The organism is Alcanivorax borkumensis SK2 (assembly GCF_000009365.1).
In the GTDB taxonomy this organism is placed as follows: Bacteria; Pseudomonadota; Gammaproteobacteria; order Pseudomonadales; family Alcanivoracaceae; genus Alcanivorax; species Alcanivorax borkumensis.
Genome location: NC_008260.1, coordinates 2,265,001 through 2,290,486 on the forward strand (window position 1 = coordinate 2,265,001; position 25,486 = coordinate 2,290,486).

Annotated in this window: 23 protein-coding genes (1 of these 23 cut by a window edge); 6 read left to right on the plus strand and 17 right to left on the minus strand. The window is 52.3% G+C overall.

Going from position 1 to position 25,486, the window contains the following annotated elements:
• The 6 genes from ABO_RS10195 to urtA form a co-directional block, all read right to left on the minus strand.
• A protein-coding gene (locus ABO_RS10195) for an aliphatic amidase (RefSeq protein WP_011589259.1) crosses the window boundary here: on the minus strand, positions 1-628 show its 5' portion. 419 nt of this gene lie to the left of the window's left edge; the window shows 628 of its 1,047 coding nt (coding positions 1-628); the start codon lies at positions 626-628; the stop codon falls past the left edge of the window.
• Between the two features lie 44 nt (positions 629-672).
• A complete protein-coding gene (gene urtE / locus ABO_RS10200; RefSeq protein WP_035459102.1) occupies positions 673-1,362 on the minus strand; it encodes an urea ABC transporter ATP-binding subunit UrtE in 690 nt (229 codons plus the stop codon).
• 55 nt (positions 1,363-1,417) lie between these two features.
• Positions 1,418-2,167, minus strand: coding sequence for an urea ABC transporter ATP-binding protein UrtD (gene urtD, locus ABO_RS10205; RefSeq protein ID WP_011589261.1), 750 nt, complete (start codon positions 2,165-2,167; stop codon positions 1,418-1,420).
• Positions 2,164-3,306 (minus strand): urea ABC transporter permease subunit UrtC, encoded by a 1,143-nt coding sequence (gene urtC, locus ABO_RS10210; protein WP_011589262.1) that lies wholly within the window; start codon positions 3,304-3,306, stop codon positions 2,164-2,166. Before urtC ends, urtD begins: the two co-directional genes overlap by 4 nt.
• A gap of 9 nt (positions 3,307-3,315) precedes the next feature.
• Complete coding sequence (gene urtB, locus ABO_RS10215; protein ID WP_011589263.1) at positions 3,316-4,242, minus strand: urea ABC transporter permease subunit UrtB; 927 nt, start codon at positions 4,240-4,242, stop codon at positions 3,316-3,318.
• Positions 4,243-4,339: 97 nt separating this feature from the next.
• Positions 4,340-5,596 (minus strand): urea ABC transporter substrate-binding protein, encoded by a 1,257-nt coding sequence (gene urtA, locus ABO_RS10220; RefSeq protein WP_011589264.1) that lies wholly within the window; start codon positions 5,594-5,596, stop codon positions 4,340-4,342.
• 278 nt (positions 5,597-5,874) lie between these two features.
• Here urtA and ABO_RS10225 point away from each other — a divergent pair, with 278 nt between their 5' ends.
• Together ABO_RS10225 and ABO_RS10230 are read left to right on the plus strand one after the other, a co-directional pair.
• On the plus strand, positions 5,875-9,231 hold the full coding sequence (locus tag ABO_RS10225) for a hybrid sensor histidine kinase/response regulator (protein WP_041705018.1): 3,357 nt from the start codon (positions 5,875-5,877) through the stop codon (positions 9,229-9,231).
• Complete coding sequence (locus ABO_RS10230; protein WP_011589266.1) at positions 9,228-10,133, plus strand: response regulator transcription factor; 906 nt, start codon at positions 9,228-9,230, stop codon at positions 10,131-10,133. Before ABO_RS10225 ends, ABO_RS10230 begins: the two co-directional genes overlap by 4 nt.
• Here the strand turns inward: ABO_RS10230 and ABO_RS10235 are convergent.
• Positions 10,127-10,651 carry a hypothetical protein gene (locus tag ABO_RS10235; RefSeq protein WP_011589267.1) on the minus strand — a complete coding sequence of 175 codons (525 nt, stop codon included), beginning with the start codon at positions 10,649-10,651 and terminating at the stop codon, positions 10,127-10,129. The genes ABO_RS10230 and ABO_RS10235 overlap by 7 nt on opposite strands.
• Before the next feature lie 265 nt (positions 10,652-10,916).
• On the opposite strand from ABO_RS10235, the gene ABO_RS10240 reads away from it, so the two are divergent.
• On the plus strand, positions 10,917-12,179 hold the full coding sequence (locus ABO_RS10240; protein WP_011589268.1) for a 6-phosphofructokinase: 1,263 nt from the start codon (positions 10,917-10,919) through the stop codon (positions 12,177-12,179).
• A gap of 158 nt (positions 12,180-12,337) precedes the next feature.
• Here the strand turns inward: ABO_RS10240 and ABO_RS10245 are convergent, their stop codons facing one another.
• The 3 genes from ABO_RS10245 to ABO_RS10255 all read right to left on the minus strand — a co-directional run bounded on the left by ABO_RS10245 (position 12,338) and on the right by ABO_RS10255 (position 16,046).
• Positions 12,338-13,654, minus strand: a complete 1,317-nt coding sequence (locus ABO_RS10245; protein ID WP_011589269.1) for a uracil-xanthine permease family protein — start codon at positions 13,652-13,654, stop codon at positions 12,338-12,340.
• 30 nt (positions 13,655-13,684) lie between these two features.
• Positions 13,685-14,311, minus strand: a complete 627-nt coding sequence (gene upp, locus ABO_RS10250; RefSeq protein ID WP_041705504.1) for a uracil phosphoribosyltransferase — start codon at positions 14,309-14,311, stop codon at positions 13,685-13,687.
• A 661-nt stretch (positions 14,312-14,972) separates the two neighbouring features.
• Positions 14,973-16,046, minus strand: a complete 1,074-nt coding sequence (locus ABO_RS10255; protein WP_011589271.1) for a peptidoglycan-binding domain-containing protein — start codon at positions 16,044-16,046, stop codon at positions 14,973-14,975.
• A 502-nt stretch (positions 16,047-16,548) separates the two neighbouring features.
• On the opposite strand from ABO_RS10255, the gene ABO_RS10260 reads away from it, so the two are divergent.
• On the plus strand, positions 16,549-16,917 hold the full coding sequence (locus ABO_RS10260) for a rhodanese-like domain-containing protein (protein WP_011589272.1): 369 nt from the start codon (positions 16,549-16,551) through the stop codon (positions 16,915-16,917).
• 151 nt (positions 16,918-17,068) lie between these two features.
• Complete coding sequence (ppa, locus tag ABO_RS10265) at positions 17,069-17,599, plus strand: inorganic diphosphatase (RefSeq protein WP_011589273.1); 531 nt, start codon at positions 17,069-17,071, stop codon at positions 17,597-17,599.
• A 192-nt stretch (positions 17,600-17,791) separates the two neighbouring features.
• Here the strand turns inward: ppa and ABO_RS10270 are convergent, their stop codons facing one another.
• A complete protein-coding gene (locus tag ABO_RS10270; RefSeq protein ID WP_011589274.1) occupies positions 17,792-18,820 on the minus strand; it encodes a helix-turn-helix domain-containing protein in 1,029 nt (342 codons plus the stop codon).
• A 140-nt stretch (positions 18,821-18,960) separates the two neighbouring features.
• Here ABO_RS10270 and ABO_RS10275 point away from each other — a divergent pair, with 140 nt between their 5' ends.
• Positions 18,961-19,839, plus strand: a complete 879-nt coding sequence (locus ABO_RS10275) for a metal-dependent hydrolase (protein WP_011589275.1) — start codon at positions 18,961-18,963, stop codon at positions 19,837-19,839.
• 99 nt (positions 19,840-19,938) lie between these two features.
• Here the strand turns inward: ABO_RS10275 and ABO_RS10280 are convergent, their stop codons facing one another.
• The 6 genes from ABO_RS10280 to ABO_RS10305 all read right to left on the minus strand — a co-directional run bounded on the left by ABO_RS10280 (position 19,939) and on the right by ABO_RS10305 (position 25,472).
• On the minus strand, positions 19,939-20,592 hold the full coding sequence (locus ABO_RS10280; RefSeq protein WP_041705022.1) for a class I SAM-dependent methyltransferase: 654 nt from the start codon (positions 20,590-20,592) through the stop codon (positions 19,939-19,941).
• Positions 20,585-21,298, minus strand: coding sequence for a lipopolysaccharide kinase InaA family protein (locus ABO_RS10285; RefSeq protein WP_050731514.1), 714 nt, complete (start codon positions 21,296-21,298; stop codon positions 20,585-20,587). Before ABO_RS10285 ends, ABO_RS10280 begins: the two co-directional genes overlap by 8 nt.
• Before the next feature lie 249 nt (positions 21,299-21,547).
• The gene (locus ABO_RS10290) at positions 21,548-22,555 is read right to left on the minus strand and encodes a DUF2333 family protein (protein ID WP_041705025.1); all 1,008 of its coding nucleotides are present in this window, start codon (positions 22,553-22,555) and stop codon (positions 21,548-21,550) included.
• Between the two features lie 25 nt (positions 22,556-22,580).
• The gene (locus tag ABO_RS10295) at positions 22,581-23,924 is read right to left on the minus strand and encodes an ATP-binding protein (protein ID WP_011589279.1); all 1,344 of its coding nucleotides are present in this window, start codon (positions 23,922-23,924) and stop codon (positions 22,581-22,583) included.
• Positions 23,921-24,586 carry a response regulator transcription factor gene (locus ABO_RS10300; RefSeq protein WP_011589280.1) on the minus strand — a complete coding sequence of 222 codons (666 nt, stop codon included), beginning with the start codon at positions 24,584-24,586 and terminating at the stop codon, positions 23,921-23,923. Before ABO_RS10300 ends, ABO_RS10295 begins: the two co-directional genes overlap by 4 nt.
• Complete coding sequence (locus ABO_RS10305; protein WP_011589281.1) at positions 24,567-25,472, minus strand: FAD:protein FMN transferase; 906 nt, start codon at positions 25,470-25,472, stop codon at positions 24,567-24,569. The genes ABO_RS10300 and ABO_RS10305 overlap by 20 nt, the downstream gene beginning before the upstream one ends.
• Between the last annotated feature and the right edge of the window lie 14 nt (positions 25,473-25,486).

Consider the following 25,486-nt stretch of genomic DNA (forward strand, 5'->3'; position numbering starts at 1 on the left):
CCCAGGCCATGGACTTGGCCATCATCACCTGCTGCTCCTTCGCCGGATACATATAGCCCTGGCAACGAACAATCAACTCAGCACCTTTCATGGCACAATCACGCCAGATTTCCGGGTAGTTACCGTCATCACAAATGATGAGGCTGATCTTCATTCCCTTGGGACCTTCCGTTACATAGGTCGTATCACCAGGATACCAACCCTCAATAGGACACCACGGAATACACTTACGGTATTTCTGAACAATTTCCCCTTCATTATTGATTAACACCAGCGTGTTATAAGGGGCTTTCGCAGGGTGCTCTTCATGTTGTTCGCCCGTCAGCGAAAACACACCCCAGGTATTAGCTTCACGACAGGCAGCGGAGAAAATAGCGGTCTCATCACCGGGAATGGTAGCCGCTGTGGCCATCATTTCATCCGGGTCATACATAATGCCCATAGTGCTGTATTCCGGAAAAACCACCAAATCCATCCCCGGCAGTCCCTTTTTCATGCCCTTAATCATTTCCGCAATGTTACGGGCATTATCTAACACTTCAGCTTTGCTATGCAGGCGCGGCATTTTGTAATTCACTACCGCAACACCCACGGTATCGTTACTGCTGGAAATATCGCCGTGTCGCATTACTCTCTCCTTTACTGCTTAAAATTCATCGGCAAACAGGCACATCACACCGCAAGATATGCCGCTATTTTTTCCTGATTCATGCTCTCACCGCTTTCTTCATGTACGATTTCGCCTTTCTCGATGACTAAAATTCGATCAGCCACATCCATGACAAAGCTCAACACTTGCTCAGACACCACAATGGATAGCCCGCGCTCATCGCGGATACGCTTCAACGTACGGGCCATATCCTTGATGATGGAGGGTTGAATCCCCTCAGTGGGCTCATCCAGCAACAACACCTTGGGCCGTGTGGCCAGTGCACGGGCAATTGCCAACTGTTGCTGTTGACCGCCGGATAAGTTTCCGCCTCGACGGCTCTGCATTTCTTCTAGAACGGGAAACAGTTCGTATAAATCTTTGGGGACTTTCTTTTCCCCCACCGCGGCCAAGCCGGTTTCGATATTCTCTTTCACAGTCAACGACGGAAAAATCATACGTCCCTGAGGAACAAACCCCAGACCGGCCTTTACTCGCTGACAGCTTTTCATGGCCGACAGATCCACTCCGTCCAGCTCGGTTATGCCAGCGCGGGCTTTTTCCATACCGATCAGAGATTTCATCAGGGTGGTTTTACCCATGCCATTACGGCCCACTACTGCAACAATTTCGTTTTCCTCAACTTTGAGGTTCATATTGCGAATAATGGTGCTCTGCCCGTAGGCTACGTCGTAATTTGATACTCTCAACATAACTAGCACTCCCTATCAGAGTCGGCACCGTGAATAACTCGCGGCGACCTTCAACTCAGTGACCCAGGTAAACTTCGATGACCTTTGGGTCCGCTTTAACCTTCTCTAGCGACCCTTCCGAGAGCACCTTGCCCTGATGCATTACCGTAACGCGGTCAGCAATATCACCAACAAACTGCATGTCATGTTCGATGACTAGTACCGTATGGTTTTTGGTAATAACCCGAAGAAGTTCAGCCGTTTTTTTTCGTTCTGCTACTGACATGCCAGCAACCGGTTCATCTAACATCAATAGATCCGGTTTCTGGATAAGCAACATACCGATTTCTAACCACTGCTTTTGACCATGACTAAGCAAGGCGGCGGGTTGATCGAGAAGATCTTCGAGAAAGATAGTTCTGGCCACTTCTTCCACCGCATTGATAACTTCAGCATCACGCTTGAATGCCAAGGCCCCCATTACAGAACGCCCACGTGGAAATGACACTTCTAAATTTTCGAAAACGCTTAGGTCTTCATAAATAGAGGGGTTTTGAAATTTTCGGCCAACACCAGCACGCACAATCTTGTGCTCGCTCATTTTGCTCAGCTCTTTCCCCTTGAACTTTATCGATCCTTCCGTTGCCCGGGTTTTACCGCAGATCAGATCTAGTACCGTGGTTTTACCGGCCCCATTGGGGCCGATAATCACACGAATCTCCTGTGGTTCCAGGTACAGCGACATATCGTTAACCGCCTTGAACCCATCGAAAGAAACAGTCAAACCTTCTACCGCAAGAATGAAATCATTATTAGTCGGCATCATTTCACTTCCTCCACAGGCAGATTTTCAGCATCAGCGCGACGGCGACGCAGCAGCGAGGGCAACTTATTTTCTAGCGGCTGAATATAACGGTTATAAAGTCCAGCCAAGCCATCAGGGAAGGCCAGCACTACACCAATGAATAGAGCACCCATTGCATACAGCCACAGTTCAGGGAAGGATTCTGAGAAGCCCGTTTTAGCGGCATTCACAATTAACGCGCCATACACCGCGCCCAGCAGAGAATTCCGGCCGCCCACGGCACACAGCACCACCATTTCAATGGAGGGTACAATCCCCACAAATGTTGGCGACATGAAACCTACCTGCAGGGTAAACATGGCCCCACCCACACCGGCAAACATAGCGGCTAGGCAGAACACAAATATCTTGAAAGAAGCAACGTCGTAACCGGAAAAACGTACCCGATCTTCCTGGTCGCGCATGGCAAGCAGAATACGCCCCAGCTTGCTATGCATGACCCAGCGACCAATCATCAGGCACAGGAACAACATGCCTACACACACGAAGTACAACGCCGTTTTGGCTTCGTCACTACGGATATCCCACCCCATCAAGGTGCGCAGATCGGTAATACCATTCACCCCCCCTGTGAAACCCTGCTGACCAATGATCAGGATCGTCAGGATGGCGGCAATCGCCTGAGTAATGATGGCAAAATACACGCCACCTACTCGGCGTTTGAACATGGCTACGCCAATGATAAGGGCAAGAATCGCCGGCACGGCAACCACCGCAATCAAAGTAAAGGAAAAGCTGTGGAAGGGTTCCCAAAACCAGGGCAGTGCGGTGAGCTGGTTCCAGTCCATGAAATCAGGAATACCCGGGGTAGACTGAATGGATGTATTTTCTGGACTGGACGCTTCCAACTTCAAGAACATCGCCATGCAGTAGCCGCCAAGGCCGAAAAAAATCCCCTGCCCAAGACTCAAAATACCACTGCGGCCCCAGCAAAGAACCAGACCTAGCGCGGCAAACGCATAGGTTAGATACTTGCCAACCATATTAAGACGAAAGGCATCCAACGCCAGTGGGAACACCACCACCAGCAGCAGCGCCAACAGCAGATGGTAGATTCCCTCGCGGGATCCTAACCATTGAAAGAACGACGTTGATTTCATGGCGATCTCCTAGCGACGAACCTTGAGTGCAAACAAACCTTGCGGACGCAACATCAGAATGCCGACCACAACCAGCAGCGTGAGCACTTTAGCCATTGAACCACTCAGGAAAAATTCCATCGTGGACTGGGCCTGGGAAATGGTGAATGCAGAGGCGATAGTGCCAAGCAGACTTTGCGCACCGCCAAAAACCACGACCAGGAAGGTATCGACAATATACAATTGCCCGGAGGTGGGACCGGTAGAACCAATCATGGTGAACGCACTGCCCGCCACACCGGCAATACCACACCCTAGCGCAAAGGTGACGCGATCAACTTTACTGCTATCGATACCGACAGCTTCAGACATGGGCCGGTTCTGTACCACCGCACGAACCTGTCGACCCCAACCAGAGCGGAACATCAACAGATAAACGCCAAAAGCAATCACCAGCGCCAACACCATCACGAAGATCCCGTTGATAGGAATTTCCACCAAATCGGTAACCGCAATTGACCCCATCATCCAGTCCGGCAGACTCACACCCACTTCCCGTGCACCAAAAACACTGCGGTAAGTCTGCTGAAGAATAAGACTCAGACCCCAGGTCGCCAGTAGCGTATCCAGCGGACGATGGTAGAGGTGACGTATCATTAGCCATTCCACCAGCGCCCCAAGCGCGGCGGTGACAAAAAAGGCCAATATCATGGCTACAAAAAAATACCCCTCGTATAACCCTGGCAGATAGTTTTCGAACAACTGGGCAGTCAAGTATGTGGTGTAGGCGCCCAGAATCATGAATTCACCATGGGCCATGTTGATCACGCCCATTTGCCCAAAAATAATGGCCAGCCCCAGCGCCATCAGTACAAAGATGGAAAATAGCGACAGGCCGGCAAACCCTTGCATGGCGAAGATAGAAGTCAGCTCCGTCATGGTGTAGTCAGCGAACATGGCAGGTACTCCCGAAAATTAAAGAGGGAAATTCGGCAAGAAAAAGAATGATCTTGAAAGATCCGGCGCCCGATATTCAGGGCGCCGGGGTTACACCTCACTGATAGCCTTTAGGGAACGGGTCAGGCTCCATCAGTTCTTCGGTTTCGTAAATCACTTTGTACTGACCATCTTTCTGTGCCTGGCCGATACGGGCCTTGGACCACAAGTGATGGTTTTCGTGGATACGCACATAGCCTTCTGGTGCAGTGGTCAACTCAATACCCGGAGAAGCTTCGCGCACTTTGTCGATATCGAAAGAGCCCGCTTTCTCTACCGCCGCTTTCCACAACCATGGGCCAAGATAAGCCGCCTGGGTCACGTCACCGATAACGATGTCTTCACCCCAACGCTTCTTGAACGCTTTTACAAAGTCTTGGTTATTGTCGTTACCCAAGCTTTGGAAATACTTCATGGAAGCGTAAGCGCCTTCCACGTTTTCACCACCGATACCCAGAATTTCATCCTCGGTGACGGAGATGGTCAGTAGCAACGGACTCTCTTTGGTCAGATCGATACCCGCCGCTTTCATCTGCTTATAGAAAGCCACGTTGGAACCACCTACCACAGAGGCAAAAATCACATCCGGTTTCTTTAACTTGATCTTGTTAATTACCGAGTTGAACTGGGTATGACCAAGCGGGTAGTACTCTTCACCCACTACTTTCAAGCCCAGCTTATCAATGTGCTTACGGGCAATCTTGTTAGAGGTACGCGGCCAAATGTAATCGGAGCCCAGCAAGTAGAACGTCTTGGCACCTTTCTCTTCAGCCAACCAGTCAATACTGGCGAGAATTTGCTGAGTCGCTTCCTGGCCGGTATAGATTACGTTTGGAGATTTTTCCAGCCCCTCATAGAACGTGGGGTAATAAAGCATGCCGTTATACTGCTCAAATACTGGCAGCACTGCTTTACGGGAAGCGGATGTCCAGCAACCAAAAACCGCAGCCACATTATCGTTCACCAGCAATTTACGAGATTTTTCAGCGAAGGTGGGCCAGTCACTGGCGCCATCTTCCTGGATATACTCGATCTGACGTCCCAGCACCCCCCCTGAAGCATTGATCTGTTCAATCGCCAACTTCTCAGCCTGCACTGAGCCTGTCTCACTGATTGCCATAGTGCCGGTAACCGAATGCAGAATACCGACCTTTACTGTGTCGTCAGTCACCGCTAGGCCAGTGGTGTTCACGTCGGCAGCCAGTACCGTATTAGAAAGGGCGAACAACGCAGGTAGCGCCATCAGCCCTCCCAGAAGATGCCGGCGCGTCGAGGACGGCCGGTGACTGGAAGAACGGGTTTTGCTCAATTTCATGGTTTACCCCTCATCAGCGAATTCATGGGAAGCACCTCGTTTCCCTCGCTAACGAGTATGAAAATCTGCCCCCCTGGGGCCCATTCGGTGATTACGCCATCGCCGTACGTCATTTAACGCATACCCCGCACCTGCGATGGGCCATAAAGTAATGCGCGTACACGAACGGGCACGTTTTGTGCATTGCTGCCTGCATCATCATGGAGCAACTGACACCGCCCCAGCACTTATTCCGGCATCCGCGAAATGGACATCCTGCTGCCGACAACGGAAACGTTATGGCAATCGAGCAACGCATATTCCGTGTGCGACGCAGTTACAATCAGTGGGTTGGCAACCAAACGTTGGAGGATTTCTCATTGCGTTTCACGGGCAAGGGAGCCCGTCGCTGGTCTGCCGGTCGAGTCGCCGGCACAGCTATCGGTGCTATCACTTTCCTTGCCCTGGAAGCCATTGGTGGAGCGATCACCTTAAATTACGGCTTCACTAACGCAGTGGCGGCCATCTGTGCGGTCATGCTCACCATCTTCCTTCTCGGTTTGCCCGTCAGTTATTACGCCGCTCGTTACGGGGTGGATATCGACCTGCTTACTCGGGGAGCGGGCTTTGGCTACCTAGGCTCAACCATCACCTCCCTGATATACGCGTCATTCACCTTTATTTTCTTCGCCTTGGAAGCGGCTATCATGGCCATGGCGCTGGAAATACTGTTCGATATCCCTCCAACTATTGGGTATTTACTCAGCTCACTAATCGCCATTCCATTAGTCATTCATGGCATCACCACCCTGACCCGTTTTCAGTTATGGACACAGCCCATATGGGTATTCCTGCAGCTACTTCCATTCGGGTTTATCCTCATGCAAGACCCAGAATCACTGCCGCGCTGGGCCAGCTTCGAAGGACTTAATAACGATGGCGGTAGCTTCAACCTGATCATGTTTGGCGCCGGCGCCACCGTGCTGTTTTCACTGGTTGCACAAATTGGCGAGCAAGTAGATTTTCTGCGTTTCATGCCTGAACCGGAAAAAGGCAAACGGCTACGCTGGTGGGCAGCCATGCTCGCCGGTGGGCCTGGTTGGGTAGTGATCGGCGCGCTGAAAGCCTTAGCCGGCTCCTTTTTGGCGGTACTGGCTTTTTATTCTGGGCTCGCCCTGGAGCAAGCTCAGGAACCAATGCATATGTACCTGGTGGCATTCAGTCATGTCACCCAAAACCCCACCATGCTACTGGCACTGGCCGGGATCTTCGTTATTCTCTCGCAGTTAAAAATCAACGTAACCAACGCCTATGCCGGCTCGATTGCCTGGTCCAACTTTTTCTCCCGGCTGACCCATAGCCACCCTGGGCGGGTTGTATGGCTAGTCTTCAATGTTGTGATTGCCTTGGTATTGATGGAAATCGGTATTTACCGGGCTTTTGAATCCATCCTCGGCAGCTACGCAGTGGTCGCGGTGGCTTGGATGGGCGCTTTAGTGGCCGACTTAGTGATCAATAAACCGCTGGGACTCAGCCCAAAACACATCGAATTTAAACGTGCCCATCTTTATGACCTGAACCCCGTAGGGTTCGGCTCTATGATGATCGCCACGGCCATCGGCCTTAGTGCTCGCGCCGGCCTGTGGGGCGAAACAGCCCGAGCTCTGGCCTCCTTTATCGCCCTGTTCAGCACCTTTATCAGTGCCCCATTAATTGCCCTACTTACCCGCAGCCGTTACTACATCGCCCGCGCGCCCAGCCCCAGCCGTGAGTTGGAAGGCCTTGCTTGTTGTATTTGCGAGCATCATTTCGACAGGGAGGACATGGCCTTCTGCCCCGCCTACAACGGCCCGATATGTTCCTTATGCTGTTCTTTGGATGCACGCTGCAACGACAGCTGCAAACACAACGCTCGTTTCTCCGAACAATTGATTGACTGGATGGGCGGGCTGCTTCCACAAACACTGATTAATCACATGCGGTCACGGATGGGGCATTTTCTCGGCCTGCTGATCATCGTGGCCTTGATTATGAGTGGACTGCTGGCTTTGATTTATTATCAAATCCCCATTGCCGACCCTACGGTAAAAGAACTGATGGCTGACACCTTGACCAAAGTGTTCGCCATACTCATCATTATCAGCGGCGTGGTGGCTTGGTTGTTTGTGCTTGCCCACGAAAGTAGGGTTGTTGCCCAAGAAGAAAGCCGGCGCCAAACCCGCATGTTGATGGAAGAAATTAAAGCTCACGAAAAAACTGATCTGGCATTACAGCAAGCCAAGGAACTGGCCGAATCCGCCAATCAAGCAAAAAGCCGCTACCTCACAGGGCTCAGCCACGAACTACGCTCCCCTCTGAATGCCGCTTTTGGCTACGCCCAACTGCTGGAGCAGGATCCAACCATCCCGGAAAACCGGCGCGATGCCATTGGTGCCATTCGCCGCAGTACAGAGCATCTATCCGACCTGATTGAAGGGCTGCTGGAGATATCCAAAATCGAAGCGGGCCGGCTGGAGCTGTACCGCAATCAGGTATGCGTACCGGAACTCATCGATGAACTGGTCACCATGTTTCAGTTACAGGCCGCGGAAAAAGGCATTGGCTTCGAATTTCGCAGTAAAAGCCAGATGCCCACCTGGGTCACTACGGATGAGAAACGGTTACGACAGATTCTGATCAACCTGCTCTCCAACGCCATCAAGTTTACCCGTGAAGGCCAAGTCACACTGACCTTTCGTTACCGCAATCAAGTGGCCGAGTTCGTTATTGCCGATACCGGCGTCGGCATTGATGAAGAAGACCTGAAGCGCATCTTCCGACCGTTCGAGCGGGTAAGAAAACCGGGAACTCCCAGTGTTCATGGCACCGGGCTAGGGCTCACCATTACCCAGTTGTTAGCCGACATCATGGGGGGCGATATACAAGTAAGCAGCATCCCCGGCCAAGGAAGTGAATTTCGTCTTTCGGTAATGCTATCCAGATTGAGTGGCCCGGCCCCCACCCGCCATGAACGCAAACCCGTGGCCGGCTATATTGGCGAGCGTAAAAGCCTGTTGATCATCGATGATGACCCCTCACACCGGGGCCTAATCAGTGATCTGCTTACCCCTTTGGGATTTATTATCAATGAAGCTCCGGATGGAGAAACAGGCTTGCAACTGGCCCGGCATACTACCCCAGACCTAGTACTACTAGACATTTCTATGCCAGGCCTCACCGGCTGGGAAACCGTTCAACATATTCGTCAGCAAGGTTACCGTGGCCCGGTAATCATGCTTTCTGCCAATGCTCGTGAAAACGACCCAGCCATCCCCGACGGCTTGCATAACGATTACCTGACCAAACCACTAAAACTCAATAGCCTACTAGACAGCCTAGCCCGCCACCTATCACTGACTTGGTTGCATCCACACAATACTTCACCAAAGCACATCACCGTTGTGCAGCAAGCCGAACCAGTGCGCGCTCTAAATAGCACCCTGCGTGATGAACTTCTTGCTCTGGCAGAGATCGGTCACTTAACGGGTCTACTGGATCGGATAATACAGGAGCGAGAAAAGGGAAATCTGGGTTCTGATATAGCGGAAAAAATGCACACTTTACTTAAAATATTTGATTTTCAGGCCGTGATCCGATTATTAGAGGCAGCCCCATGACAGCCGCACAACGTAAAGATCTGATACTGGTGGTGGACGACTCCCCAGATTCTCTCGGCATGATTCATCAAGCGTTGGATCAAGCCGGACTCACTGCTCTTATCGCACTGGAAGGCCAGCAAGCACTGAATATTGCCGAAAAAATGACACCAGATTTGATCTTGATGGATGCGATCATGCCCAACTTAGATGGCTTCGAAACTTGCCGCCGCCTGAAACAGCATCCAAATCTAGCCTGCGTTCCAGTAATTTTCATGACCGGACTAACCGAAAGTGAAGATGTGGTCCGGGGCCTGGAAGCCGGTGGCGTAGACTACATCACCAAACCAGTGCGGCCTAACGAACTGATCGCTCGCATCCGCGTACATTTAAACAATGCTCGCATGACGCAAAGCGCCCACACCACCCTAGACCGACTTGGCCAAACCAGCTTTTCCACCGATGCGGCAGGCCAATGGCACTGGGCAACCCCACACACCGACCAGCTACTGGAAAAAGCCAAGGTGGAACGCAGTGCGCTTGCAGACCCAATACAACGCTGGCTCAAACATCAACCGGAGCGGGGCCAGCAACTCAATAAACTGCCCGGTAACCTAGGGCTACGTTATCTGGGCCATTCAGTGAGCGGTGAGGAAAATAGCGAGCACTTGTTCCGGCTGCTACACCACGACAGCGATGCAGAGCTGGAGTTGCTGAAAACTGCGCTGCATGTAACCCACCGCGAGTCCCAGGTACTAGTGTGGATTGCACACGGTAAAACCAACCGAGAAATTGCCCAGATTCTTGAGTTAAGCCCACGGACAGTGAACAAACATCTGGAACAGATCTTCCGCAAACTGGGAGTTGAAAACCGGACTGCCGCAGCAGCCATGGTTATTCAATACCTTACCCAGATTCATTGAGCGCCAGTCACCACCTCAGGCAGTAACAGAACCACACCCGCATAACTGGCCACCAGCAAGGTCATGGCAACCCCCAGCCCAAGGAAGGGCCCCACATTCAAGGCACGGTGGTAGATGAAACTTTGCGCCGCCAACTGCCAACTCACTAGCACTAAATAAAGTAGCTCAATGGCACTCAGTGACTGAGCCATAGAGGCGTTAAGGGCCAACAACGGCAGGCTCAGCAGGGTCAACACCACATCTACACCTACCAGCGACAAAGCCGTCTGCAACCAACGCCCCTGCAGCCCTTTAAACGCCAGCAGCAAACCTGTACCCGCCAACACCACCACCAGCGATAGCAATTGGCTGCTCACCAAGACACCAAGGGGTAATGCCGTCTGCAGGCTACCCACTAACAGCTGCAGCATAAACCAGCCTGCCAGCACCAGCGCCATTAACGACGAGGAATACGGGACGTTTTCAGGGCTGGCACGAAATATAGCCAGCCGCCAGAACAAGGTTATCAATACAGTCATGGATCCTCCGGCCCGCTATTCTTTCAGAGCAGGAGGGAAAGGCAAGCAGGAACAAGCTTCAAGCTCAACGTTGCAACATAAAAAAACATCTTCGCCATTCGATCAAGGCCGCCGCACAGCCCCTCTTGTCAGTTTCATCCGCCCACCCACAACAACACCAGCCCATGCACACCTTGAACCTTGACACGATATGGTCCGACAACCACAGGTGTGTTTTTTGGACGCCTTCGCTAGAATGCTCACAAATTGAATCAAGGGGTCTCACATGGCGCGTAAAAACGCTTTCTATGCTCAGTCCGGCGGTGTTACTGCCGTCATCAATGCTTCTGCTGCCGGCGTTATTGAAGCAGCACGAGAAAACAAGGATGTGATCGGCAAAGTCTACGCCGGCCGGAATGGCATCATCGGCGCACTCACTGAAGAGCTGATCGATACAAGCAAAGAAAGCAAAAGCGCCATTGAAGCGCTCAAGCACACCCCCGGCGGGGCCTTCGGTTCTTGCCGCTATAAGCTGAAAGACCTCAAGACCTCCCAACGCGAATACGAACGTCTAATCGAAGTCTTCAAGGCTCACAACATCGGCTACTTCTTCTATAACGGTGGTGGTGATTCCGCCGACACCTGCCTAAAAGTATCACAGCTTTCCGAGAAAATGGGCTACCCGATCCAGGCTATCCACGTGCCCAAAACCGTGGACAACGACCTGCCCTTCACCGACGTGAGCCCTGGTTTCGGTTCCGTCGCCAAGTACACCGCTGTGAGCTGCCGTGAGGCCGCCCTGGACGTGGCCAGCATGTGCGCCACCTCCACCAAGGTGTTCGTGATGGAAGTCATGGGCCGTCACGCTGGCTGGATCGCCGCCTCCGCCGGGCTCGCCAAAGAGGATGCCGATGACGCTCCGCACCTAATCTTGTTCCCGGAAATTGCCTTCGACAAAGCGGCCTTCATGAAAAAGGTGGAAGCCACCGTCAAGAAAGCGGGCTATTGCGTCATTGTGGTGTCCGAAGGGGCTCGCTATGAAGACGGCACGTTCTTGGCCGACGCGGGTAACACTGACGCCTTTGGCCACAAACAGCTAGGCGGTGTGGCTCCGGTCATCGCTCAGATGGTGAAAGACGAACTCGGCTACAAATACCACTGGGCTGTAAGCGATTACTTACAGCGTGCCGCACGCCACATAGCATCAGCCACTGACGTGGAGCAAGCCTACGCAGTGGGCCGCGCCGCCGTTGAGTTCGCCGTGGCGGGTAAAAACGCAGTCATGCCCACCGTGGTTCGCAAGGACACAAAAAAATACAGCTGGACCATCGGCGAAGCGCCGCTAAAGAAAGTGGCCAATGTAGAAAAGAAAATGCCGCGTAAATACATTAGCAAAGATGGTTTCGGCATTACCCCCGCGGCCCGAGCCTACCTAGAGCCTTTGATTGGTGGTGAATCCTACCCTCCCTACAAAAACGGGCTGCCGCAATTTGCCAAACTAAAACTAGCCCCAGTCGAGAAAAAGTTAAACGATGCTTTTGAGGTCTAAAACACTAGCATCTTGATAAAAAGCAAAAGCCTCGCAATGCGAGGCTTTTGCTTTTCACTAACGGCCAATGGCCATTCAGCCCTGACCGTTTCCCAGAACAACTATTCTTTTAATTTCGACGATTCAACCATCAGATCAACCGCCTCATAAAAACAGAATCATGTGCGCTCATCGCGCTCTTTTTTACGCACGTGCGCCAATAAGTCATCAACATACTCCTGCTCTTCATGAAGATCATCGGCCATGAAGGGGGCATGGGGAAGCACCTGATTCAGGAGCACCGCCACCAACCCGCATAGGCTAATACCCTGCAGGGTGAAGTCGCCGTTGCCCATGACCATGCCGCCAATGCCGAAAATCAAGGTTACCGCCACAATGACCAGATTACGTTGCGCATGAAGATCCACCTGCGCCTTGATCAAGGTATTCATGCCCACACTCGCAATGGAGCCGAACATAAGAATCAAAATTCCGCCCATCACTGGGGTGGGGATACTCTGTAGTAACAACCCAAACTTGCCAATAAAGGCCAATAAGATGGCGAAGATCGCCGTCCAGGTCATTACCACCGGATTAAACACCCGGGTCAACATCACCGCACCGGTAACTTCCGAATAAGTGGTATTAGGTGGGCCACCGAACAAGGCCGCCACCATGCTGGCCACACCATCGCCTGTGAGCGTGCGATGCAGCCCAGGCTTACGAATATAGTCTTTGCCGGTCACGTTACTGATCGCCAGCACATCTCCTACATGCTCAATGGCCGGCGCCAGTGCCACCGGCATCATGAACAGGATGGCGGGCCAATAAAAGGTGGGAGCAATAAAGGTCGGCACCGATAACCAGCCCGCTTGATTCACCCCGGAAAAATCCACCATGCCCATGGCCAGGGCCGTCAGATAGCCCGAAACTACTCCGCACAGAATGGGTAATAGCCGGAACAAACCATGCCCCAGCGCCGCCACCAACATAGTGACCAACAAGGAAACCATGGAAACGAGCAGCGCATCCCCATACGCAAACATCTGCATCTCACCATTACCGGACATGCCCATGGCAAAGTTCACCGCAGTAGGTGCCAAGCTCAGCCCAATCACCATAATGATGGGGCCGGTGACTACCGGCGGCATCAGCCGGTGCAGAAACCCCGGGCCCCGCCATTTCACTAACACTCCGAGAATCACGTAAACCACGGCAGTGCAGAACAGCGCCCCCATCGTGGCTGGCACCCCCCACTGTTTCACAGCATGGGAAATGGGTGCCACAAATACAAAAGAGGACGCGAGAAAGACAGGAATAGAGCGCCGAGTAATCCATTGAAACAGCAGCGTGCCCAAGCCCGCGGTAAATAGCGCCACGCTGGGGTCCAGCCCTGTGAGCAACGGCATTAACACCATCGCACCAAAAGCCACAAACAGCATCTGGGCACCAATAAGAATGGTTTTCCAGTTCCAGAATCCGCCGGTCTGGCTCATAAGGAGCTCCTGTTAGCAATCATCACGCGGCTACTTGGTGCCGAAAATCTTGTCCCCGGCATCCCCCAGGCCCGGCATAATGTAACCGTCCTCATTCAAACCCTGATCCACCGAAGCAGTGTAAAGAGACACATCAGGGTGTGCTTCTTGGACTTTACGGATACCTTCCGGCGCCGCCACCAGCACCAAAGCTCGAATCTGGGTGCAACCGGCTTTTTTTAGCATGTCGATGCAAGCCAGCATGGAGCCCCCGGTGGCTAGCATGGGGTCGATAACTAGCGCCGTGCGCTCGTCGATATCGTGGGCCAGCTTCTCAAAATAGGCCACCGGCTGCAGAGTGGTCTCATCCCGATACACCCCCACCACACTCACTTTAGCGCTGGGGATCAATCCCAGCACTCCATCCAGCATACCCAATCCGGCCCGGAGAATAGGCACCACAGTGATTTTTTTACCCCGGATGCGCTGGGCTGGCGCCTTGCCCATCCAGGTATCCACCTGATAATCCTCCAGCACCAAGTCGCTAGTGGCTTCGTAGGTCAACAGGCTGCCCACCTCAGAGGTCAACTGGCGAAAACTACGGGTGCTCAAGCTCTTCTGGCGCAACAGCCCCAGCTTGTGTTGGACCAACGGATGGCGAATTTCATGGACACTCATGGTGGCAGGCTCCTGGATACCAATAAACATAGGGGCGCAGATCACCCCAACAATAGCGATATTGTGACGATTACAGCGCAAATGTCACCGGTGCACACGCTGTGTCATTTCACCGCACGCCCCCTCACACAGTCAGACAATACTAACCGTCAAAGAAAAAAAAAAACCAAAGGCGTTAATACATTGCCGAAAATTCACGGGTGATTTGCTGCTAGGGAGCCTCTGAAAAACGCTCGAGCAACAGAGGGGAAAGCGGTGCTTGCATCGCGAAGTAGCCTGTAACTCACCGACGCTATTCGTGGTGCGAGCATCACTTCCCACAGCAGATCAGCGTTATTGGGCATCTTTCAGCGATTCGTCGGTTTAACATCCAGTCTCAGACATCTGGCATCCAGCAACGCTGCCCTCAATCAGGCACAACCGGTATTTTCACGCTGATCCGCGATGAACCTTTTCTTATCGATGTGTCAGCCGCTCGTTAGCAGACCGGCTTTGCTCCCTCTCTTGCATACTCAGGGAAGAACAACCAAATGGGAATCGGAACAATATGTACGCATTGTAGGATCATTAAAGAAGCGAGAATTCGACAGCACTTCGCTCCACGAAAACCATAAAAAAAGGCCGACAAAAGCCGGCCTTGATTAAATACTAAAAAAAAGCGTTACAGTTTCACACCTAAGTGATCCAGGGTCTGCATGGTCAGCTGACCAGAAGCCAAATCGTTATCCTTCTGGTAAGCGATCACAGCCGCTCGGGTCTTGGAGCCGTATACGCCATCAATCCAAACCGGGTCGTAACCTTTCGCGGCCAGCGCTTTTTGGAGGCGGCGGACAACATCCTGAGTGGTATTGGTTTCACAGAGAATTTCACGCCATTCCATATCCGCATCCGTCACTTTGACCTGCTTAGGCACGTCTTTGTAAACGGCGGGGATCACTGTTTTCTTCTCTTTAGGCGGCTCTACCTGCTTGACCACCTCAACCGTGCTATAGACAGCTGGCACAGTGACTTTTTCAGTCCGGGCAGGCTTATCGACCACTTTCTTAGTGACCGTCTTGTACACGGCAGGAATTTTAACTTCTTCAGTGCGCTCAGGTTTTACCAGTTCCTTACGGCTAATGGTTTTGTATTCCGCCGGCACTTCCACCAAACACATAATTTCACCGGTGGAATGATCGAGTTTCTCGATAGGGCCACGGCCTTTTTTCCAGGTCGTGTAGGCTGGCTTGACCAGTACTTGCTCGGTAACCGTTTTATATTCCGCCGGTTTAGTGATCAGCTTGGTAGTCGCACCTTTAACCAACACTTCCTCAGTCACGGTCTTGTAGGTAGCCGGAATGACTTTCAGCTTCTCATAGGCTTCGCTGACCAGGATCTTCTCTTGCACGGTTTCATAGCGTGCGGGGGTGGTGGAAATCTTGCTGTCTTCCTGAGACACCATTACACGCTGCATTTCCGTTTTGTAGGTTTCCGGAATCACAACCCGTGCATAACAATGTCCCGGCAGGGCATTAGGCGGCAGCAGCTGGGCGCCAGAGCTGGAAGAATCTGTAGAGGCCGGCTGCTGATCATTGGAGCTCAACGCGGCTCGTAGCTGCTGATTTTCCTGTTCCAGTTGCTGCTGCTGACTTTGCAGCGTTTGATATTCTCGTGTTTCCTGAATAGTTTGGTTGCTGGCACAACCGGTGGCAAGTGCCGCAATAACGGCCGGCAAAATGAGACGATTCAATGTCATAGTCTGTTCCCTTTGAAAAACACGCGTTATTTTCTTCATATGGAACAATGCTCAATAAAAATGTCAGGGACAATTATCAATACGTCTATAAATGCGCAATTTTACAATTTTTTTTGGGGAAAAAGCTTATCCCATTTCACCTACCTTTAAATACGCAAAAAATTTATCATTATATATTATTACTTTTATTTCTTTGTTAAGAATAAATATTCACCTCAAGTGCTTTTACTCCAGTTACTGATACTGATTCTCTTTGGCGCCCTCGAAACAGATTCGCTCTTCACTCTTAACGATTATCCATACCCGGCTCCCAATCTATTGCCGTAGACAACGCTAACGACGCCAAAAAGAAAAACGGGGAACCGTGAACGAAATCCTTGCCTAGGTGCATCCAAAAGTGTTCTTTATAATCACCCCTGCCGTTCGTTAGCAGGGGCCGGCACGACGCAGAAAAACGTTGGGAGCATAGGTAAGCATGGAAAAATCGAAAGGAGCCGCAATCATGAAGCGTTATCTAATCATTTCAATTTTTGCCGTGTTGAACACACTTTGTGCTTCGCTATGGGCGGCTGACAGCCTCTCCGTGAGCGAACTCAAGCAAAGGATGCAAGACGGCAACGCGCCCATCATTATTGATGTGCGCGATGAAGACGAATATCTGGCCGGGCATATTCCCGGCGCCATCATGGTCCCCGCCAAACAGATGGAACATCACCTGGACATGATGGAGCAGTATCGCAAAGAAGACATCGTGCTGTATTGCCAATCTGGCCGCCGGGCCAGCGCCGCTGCCACCGTACTGGAAAATGCCGGCTTCAAGAACGTGAAGCTGCTGCAAGGGAATTATCCGGGCTGGGAGTCCGCCCAATAAGCACCGATTTGCCCATCACCACACCTCCGACTGCCTATGGAATAAGGATATTTCTATTCCATAGGCAAGTTCGACTGTCCCCGATTAGCCGTCGTCCGCTGCCATTGCTATAATCCGCGCCCACCACCCACCCTGTTGAGAAGGACAGACCATGGATTTTGCTAAGGTTCCCGCCGGGAAAGACCTCCCCGAAGACATCTACGTGGCCATCGAGATTCCGGCCAATGCTGACCCGATCAAGTACGAGATCGACAAAGACAGCAACGCCGTATTCGTAGACCGCTTCATGGCGACCCCCATGTTCTATCCGGCCAACTACGGCTACATCCCCAATACCCTGTCCGAAGATGGCGACCCGCTGGACGTGCTGGTGGTAACGCCGTACCCAGTGGTCCCCGGTTCCGTGATTCGCTGCCGCCCGGTAGGTATCCTGAACATGACCGACGAAGCCGGTAAAGATGCCAAGCTGGTTGCAGTGCCGCACACCAAATTGACCAAAATCTACGACGACGTAAAAGACATCGACGACCTTCCCGAGCTGCTGTTGGCCCAGATCAAGCACTTCTTCGAGCACTACAAAGAGCTGGAAGCAGGCAAGTGGGTGAAGGTTGATGGCTGGGATGGCGCCGAAGCCGCCAAGGCCGAGATTATCAAATCTGTAGAAGCTTACGAAAAAGCGTAAGGTGAGCTTCAAGCGACAACGCGAGATAACTTCGCGGTAAGCAGAAAAAGGCCGCACCCATTATCTGGGCGCGGCCTTTTTTATGTCCCTTTCTTGCAGCAACATGCAATAAGCTCTGCCCGCACAGAGCAAACGCAAACACGGAACGCCCTTTTTCCTAATCGTCCCTCGCTTTTCAGCTTAGGCTGACGCCTACCTCTTCTCTCGATAGGCGCTCGGAGTCATCCCACTCCAACGCTTAAATGCCTTGGAGAAATTGGCCACATCGTTATATCCCAATCGGTATGCCACTTCACTAATGCTGTTTTCTGATTGAACCAACAAACGGCGTGCCTGCTGATAACGCTCTTCATCCTGCAATTGACGATAGCTCAACCCGGCCTGCTGCAAATGACGCTTCAACGTACGAGCCGATACCGCCAGCCGCTCCGCCATCCCCTGTAGCGACGGCAAAGGCGCCGGGTGGTCTTGCAAGGCTGAGCGAATACGCCTCGCCATCACACCCTCGTCTTCGGTGCGCCACTGACGAAACTCCATCTCGCATTGCTGCCGAGCAATGGCCGCCACCTGAGGGTCCGCCAATCGAGGGCGAGCTTCCAGCGCCGACAGAGGAAATACCAACGCATTTTCCTCTTGATCAAAGCATACTGGCACGCCCACCTCTTTTCGCAATGCCATTAACCAGGCCGGCGCAGGCCCGCATCGATGAATCTCCAATCCTTGCGGCAGGCTCTCCAGCAACTGCTCGATCATAAAGACCAACCCCACCAACATAGCCTCAATAATAAAATCGTGAGCGATGCCTAGCGGTCGCGTGCTGCGCAATTGAAGATGAGCCTGCCCGGATTGACGAGTCCGGTGGATTTCCAGGAAAGGGGCACGTAACCCTAGAAAACGGCACGCTGCATCCAGTGCATCCTGGGCGCTGGCGCTGGATAGGGCCAATAGCCCCACCGGGCCATGTAAAGTGATACTCATGGCCCGAGCATAACGAAACCCCAAGCCTCGCTCGCCCACCATTTCAACGCCACGTTCCGCCACAGTCTGGGCCAGTGACATAGACACCCGGCGGTCCACCGCCAGCAACTCGTCACGGCTCACCCCAAGCCCTACCAACAGTGCCGAGGCATCCAGGTTCAGGGACTCTAGTACGTCATACAGCAGCACCACATAAATACCTGGCACCCCCGCACCTCCCCAGGGACGGCCCGAACTCACCATTTGTTGGCCCTCCGCGACAAGACCTTGAATGCAAGACTCCGCATAGTAGTTGGCATTATGAGCCTGTTCAAAGCGAATACGCTGCTACCCGGCTCCAGACTCGACCATGTCATCACTGACATTGGCACCAGGAGATCTCAATGAACCTGACGCTGGTAAAAAAGAAAACACATCCATCCATTCCCATTACCCCACGTCGAATGGAATTTTCCTTCGAAGGAATCAAACACGATGATTACTGGTTCGACAACGATCCGGTACTAACTCATCTGCTCAATATTCTGTCGTTGACCTTCCCGGACGGCGAGCGCTTCTTCGTGGATTCAGTTCGTGCGCTTCGCGACCAAGTGCAAGACAAGGATCGTCAGAAGGATATTTCCGGGTTTATTGGCCAGGAAGCCATGCATTCGTTAGAGCACCAGGCCTTCAATGACCTGATTGCTAACGGCAAGTATGACGACATCGTTAACCACGCTCTTAACGTTACCAACAAACTATTGGCCGGCGCGCGCCAACACATGAGTAAACGCCAGCAATTGGCAGCGACTGCAGGTCTTGAACACTTTACGGCAATTCTTGCCGACGCCATCCTACGTCGCCCAGATCTGGTGGAAAGCATGGACCCTGCGGTACGCGACCTGTGGGTTTGGCATGCCATCGAGGAAACCGAACATAAAGCGGTAGCCTTCGACCTTTACAAAGAGGTGAATGGTAATTATTTGGAGCGCCAGCGCCTGTTCCTTTCCAGCACAGTCTATCTCATTGGCTTTTCTAGTTATTTCACTTGGCAAATGCTCAAACGCGACAAGATCCACCGTAAGCCCCTAACTCTTGCCAAAGGGCTATGGAAAGGTTTCGGTTATAAAGGCGTTATCAGCAGCATCATTCCTGCCTGGTTTACCTACCTGAAGCCCGGCTTTCACCCTTGGGATGACGACAACAGTGCGCTGATTGAAGAATGGCGCTCCACCCTGCCCGAACCAGGCGGCGTAAAAGAGAGCTCCAGAATCGCTTCATAAAAGAAAAGTACGGCTGTACCCGACCCTCTGGGTGCAGCCTCATGGGAAAGTCAACATACCGATTAGCACAAAACCGAACGCTTGCGTCAAATCTGCCACTTACCGATTATTCACTCGAACAAAGTACGCCATGTGCAAGGCATGAAATAAGCGTCGTTGGGCCACATCCTTTGCCAGAATAAACCCCAACGGCTCAAGCATGGATTTTAGCTCCCTGAGAGTTGTATGATTTTGTCGGCTACTATGGCCGGTGAGACGATATTTTAACCAGCGTTTCACTCCTGTATACGACCAAGGAGACAGATAGGAAATCAATAAGTGCTGGTCACTCACCCGAGCCAGTTCCCGCAATAACTTTTCACGAACCCTGGCATCTGAAAAGTGATGGATCAAGCGAAAACAGACCACCAATTTGAATGCTCTTCGCTCCCAAGGCATGGAAAAAATATCGCCTTCTTTTACCTCAACTGAAAAACCATTATCGATAAGCAATTGCCGGGTAAAATCTACGGCCGCCGCCCCCATATCTATAGCTGACACCTGCCAGCCCTGCTGGGCCATCCAGAGGCTAAGGCGTCCCGCACCGCAAGGAGCATCCAGCACACAAGCCCCGGCAGGAAGCTCCGGCATAGAACGCTCTACCAGAGCCATTTCAGCAGCATGCTTGCCCGGTTTTCTGTTGGCATATTTTAGAACGGCTTGTTCATCCATCTTGACCCGATCACGGGATATAACAGCAACATCATCAGACATTTCGAGGGTCTCTTGGTAATGAAAAAACAGGGGCATTCCGGCGTCCAGCACTCTCATACAGCTCATGCAAATGAGCTCGAATGGCTGGGGTAAGAAAATCGCTGCGACGCAGCAATTGAGAAAAATCCGAACGGGCAGCAGCGCCCATACTCAAGCGCTTACGGAAGCGCTCAAGATCTAGCAGCATGATCTTCAACGTTACCGGATGTACCAACACATGAGCCGGGTAACAGGCGCCATGCTGCCAGCGCTGACGGTGCAACCGGCGCAGCACACGCAACAAGCGCATCATAACGATAGTCAGTTGCGTAGCGTTATGCTTGCGAGCGAATACTGCCAAATCGATATAATCCGGTGGCGCTAGAGTCACCAATATTGCAGCATCAGCTCGTTCGCCATAATAAAGACAATCCACCACCGGAATAGCCGCAGATTTTAGGCGCTGTAACGCCAAAAATTCGTGGAAATACGTAGAGCGCTTCTGCCAAAACTGTTGGGGCAGGCGGCGACGTTGATTCTGTTGACGCTTTACATAAACCCACTGCCCGGTATCAAGCTGATGGCGGGTCACGCCACTCCAGCCTCCACGACGATAATTCGGCGCCTCCACCCAGTCACAGGGCAACGACCACATGGCATCAAATTCCGTCAAGGCATTGCGAGCTAACACGCTGTGCCATGACGGAGCAATAAAAGTAAGGGTCACACTGCCTCCTCTGACCAATTAACAGGCTCAACAGGAAGGCTAAAAGTAAGAGCTTAAGAGAGGCTTAATCAGGAGAAAAAATCATGGAGCGAATTCTATTTATCTTAAATAGGCAATGTATCAGTCATTGCTGATGGCAGAAATAAAAGAGGCCGCGCCCAGCTCTTTGGGCGCGGCCTCTACGTTGCGTAATGGCAACAACAATCTTCACGTCACTTCAATTATCCCATTATTAAATCTCGATTCTTCTTAGCCTTCCTGCAACAACTTACGCAGGTCGATCAAGGCAGCATTGGCCCGTGATACATAGTTCGCCATCACTAGAGAATGGTTAGCTAACATGCCAAAACCATCGCCATTAAGAATCAAAGGGCTCCATATAGTTTCTTGGGTAGCCTCAAGCTCACGAACCATTTGCCGGAAACTGATGGTCGCATTTTTCTTACGAAGCACATCCGCGAAATCCACTTCCGCACCACGCATTAACTGGGTTAGTGCCCAGGTCGCACCCCGCGCTTCGTAAAAGGCATCATCAATGTCTAGCCAAGGGGTTTTAATAAAATCTTCGTCTTTCTCAGGCTTGGCCGCTACGATGGTGCCGTCCTTGTCAACATTGAGCTGGCTGCGACCAACACTCTGGCTTAGCGTCAAGCTCAAGGACCCTAGCCGATTTTGCACCTCGTTCAGCCAATAATTCAGGTTATCCGCCCGGGCATAGAATTTACCGTCATTTTCATTGGCATCTGTGAGGCGATCCAAGTAACGCTCTAGCGCCTTGATGCCCCGGCGATACTCACTTTCAGTGGCCGGCATGGCCCAGCTTTGCGCATCAAAATTGAATTGAGGCTCAGCAATAGCCAGGTCCTTGTCTTCCTGACTCTGGGACTGGGAACGGCTCATATCCCGGCGTAATACGCGGCTAAAATCACGCACCTGTACCAGCACGCCATATTCCCAGGCTGGCATATTATCCAGCCACAGGCGGTGCGGAAGGATGTCATTGGTCAGGTAGCCGCCAGGCTTAGTCAAGAGTGTATCGGCCACGAAAATCAGCTCTCGAGTGGTAGTTTCGCCCCGAACCACATCCGCTTTCGGCGTTACCTTCTTCAGCTCCGGCTCTTGGCTCCAGTACCAACCAAGCAAAATATCCACCAGTAGCAACAAGCCGAGCAACCAAAGCACCCCTTTCCATATTCGGTTATTACGGGGGTCCAGCATGGCATCCCCCAGTTTTTCATTAAATTTATCGTTACTCATTATCACTCCCAACATCGGCACACCACTACGACAGCGTAGGCTCTTCATTAGCGGCAGGGAGAACAACAATAGCAGCTGCAGGAGAGCTCGCACACCGTTTGCGATAAGCCAAGCTACCGCCATAAAGGCTGAGGATGCCATTGACAATAGATAGACCCAATCCCGCGCCATCTGAATCGCAATGCCCGCGGCTGAAGCGTTCACTGTAGCGCTGCCACTGCTCTAGCCTCAGCCCTTCACCGCTATCGTAGACCTCGATACGGATTTGACCTTCTCTTTTCTCAGCGTTCACTCCGATAACCCCCGGGGGGGTATAGCGGCAAGCATTATCGACCAAGTTCCGTAACACCAGATGCAGAGCTTCCTCGGGGACAGCAACCCATAGAGAATGATCAAGGCGCAATTCCAGATGCTGCTCAAAACGATCGCCTAGCGGCACCAGTGACGCCAGGGTATCCCGTGCCACCGGCAGAATATCAGCACGAGCATTCTTTTTCGGCGGCCCCATGGCAGGGTCCAAACGCGCCAGCACCAGCAATTGTTCGAGCATCCGTTCGGCACGACCCACTGCCTCCTGCAGCCCTTGTAGGGACTCTTCGCGCTGCTGCGGATCCGGCAGTGAGCGAGCGTTATCTGCATGCAGCCGCAACACCATCAATAATGTTCGCAATTCATGCGCAGCATCTGCCGTAAAACGCTTTTCACGCTCCATACCCGCCTCCAGTCGCAGCAAGAGCTCATTGATGGCGGCCTTCACAGGTTCCAGTTCACACACCTGCTTACCGATGGAGAGCGGAGTCAGATTATCCGGAGAACGTTGGCTCACGGATTGAATAAGATCGGAGAGTGGCGAGAGTCCAAAACGAATGGCCAGCCATACTAGCAACACAACAAAAGGCACACTGATCAGGTAGGGAGCCACCAATGCTCCTGCCACATTTCTGACCATGGATTGACGGGCGTAATCACTTTCCGCCAGGATCAACCAGCGATCATTGGTCATTGGCAACGAATAAGCATGCCAGCCGTTGATTTCTGCATAATGAGGACGTGGATTGAGGGCGATCAAAGGTGAGATTGGTGACCCTTCACTAGCAGTAACCAGCTTGCCGTCCTGCCATAACTGGTAGATGAAATAGCGTAGGTAGCGAGACTCTTCGGAGTCCAGCGCTGACAGGGACGCATTGGGGGGATAACCATCCCGCCAAAAACCGGCCAGCAGACGTGCACTTTGCACCAGCTCTGCGTCGTATTGTTCATCCAGCTCATGATAGAGAGTGCGATAAGTCAAAAAGACCAATAAGACCCCGCCACCGGCGATCACCAGCAACAGTGATACAACCAGAAAGCGACGAATGGAAAAAATCATTCCATAGTTCCCTGCAGGCTGTAGCCGACACCACGCACAGTCCGAATCAAGTCGCTTCCCAACTTTTTACGCAAATGATGTATGTGGACTTCCAGTGCGTTGCTTTCTACATCCTCATTCCAGCCATACAACCCACCCTCCAGTTGATCTCTGGTGAGAACTCGACCCCGATGGCGCAACAGCTGCATCAACAGGCTCATCTCCCGCCGCGACAGATTTACCAGCTCGCCGCGACGAGTGACGATAAAACGCACAGGATCAATCTCCAGCTCACCGAGATGAAGCGTCTCTGAGCCAGGCGGTTCACGACGCCGTAATCGGGCACGAATCCGCGCAATCATCTCCACAGCGGAGAACGGTTTCACCAGATAATCATCGGCGCCACAATCCAAGCCCCCGATGCGGTCTTCCAGTGCATCTCTGGCACTAATAATGATTACCGGGATCTGTTTGTCCTTTTGCCGCAAGATTTTCAAGGCATCAATACCATCCAGCCCGGGCAGTCCCAGATCCAGCAACACCAGTTGAAAACCTCCGCCCTCCAGAGCCGGCATCAACAGATCACCCCGATCGATATGATCCACCGTATAGCCTTCAGCCCGGAGCGCACGTTGCAGGCCATCTGCTAGCAGCACATCATTCTCAACCAGCAATAGGCGCATCATTCCCCCATTGAATCCAATATTGTACACCTGCCCCTCGCAACAGGGTTTCAGCGTCTTTTCCCTGAAGCAGAGCAAGCGTAGACAACAGACCAGCCTGAGTACATTGGCGCCCATATACGGTAACAGCACGAGGCGCACCGGATACCGGCCAGCCACTGCGCGGATCCAGCACATGGCTATAACGGACACCATCACGAAGTAAAAAACGGCGGCTATCACCGCTAGTCGCCAGCGCACCGGTGGTGAACTGCAACTGCCCGGCAACAGGCTTGGCTGTACCCTCCATACCCACCTGCCAGGGTGCCTGCGCAGCACGCGCGACTAGGTCACCCCCAAAATTCACCAGTACATCCGCATCGGTAAATTGGCCGGCCAATTGAAAGGCACTGTCCACTGCATATTCTTTACCAATGCCACCTAAATCCAGTTCCATCCCCGCCTGTAAGCGAATTTTTCCTGGCTGCCGTTCGACCTTGTTCCAACCCACCAATGATAATAAGGCGTCAACCTGCTCAGGTTTCGGTAACCGATTAGAACCATCAAAGTGCCAGGCACGTCGTAATACGCCCGAAGTGATGTCAAAAGCACCGTCACTGAGCTGCCAACATTGACCGGCGAAATCAAGTAACCGGGCGCTCTCATCATCAATATCCACCCAGCGCCCATCTCCAGCATTGATGGCCGCGATCAAATTGTCTTGCCGAAAACGGGAGTATTTTCTTTCGATTCGCCAGGCCTCCTCGGTCACACACTCAAACAGTGCCAGTGCCTGGCTTTTACTGACTCCGCGCACCAAACATTCACAAGGACTTGCCATGGCAGAAAAACGGCCGCGCCAAAGGGCGCCGTCCTGTTCCAGGGTAAATGCTTTCCCCTGTGTCATAGAGACTCCACCGC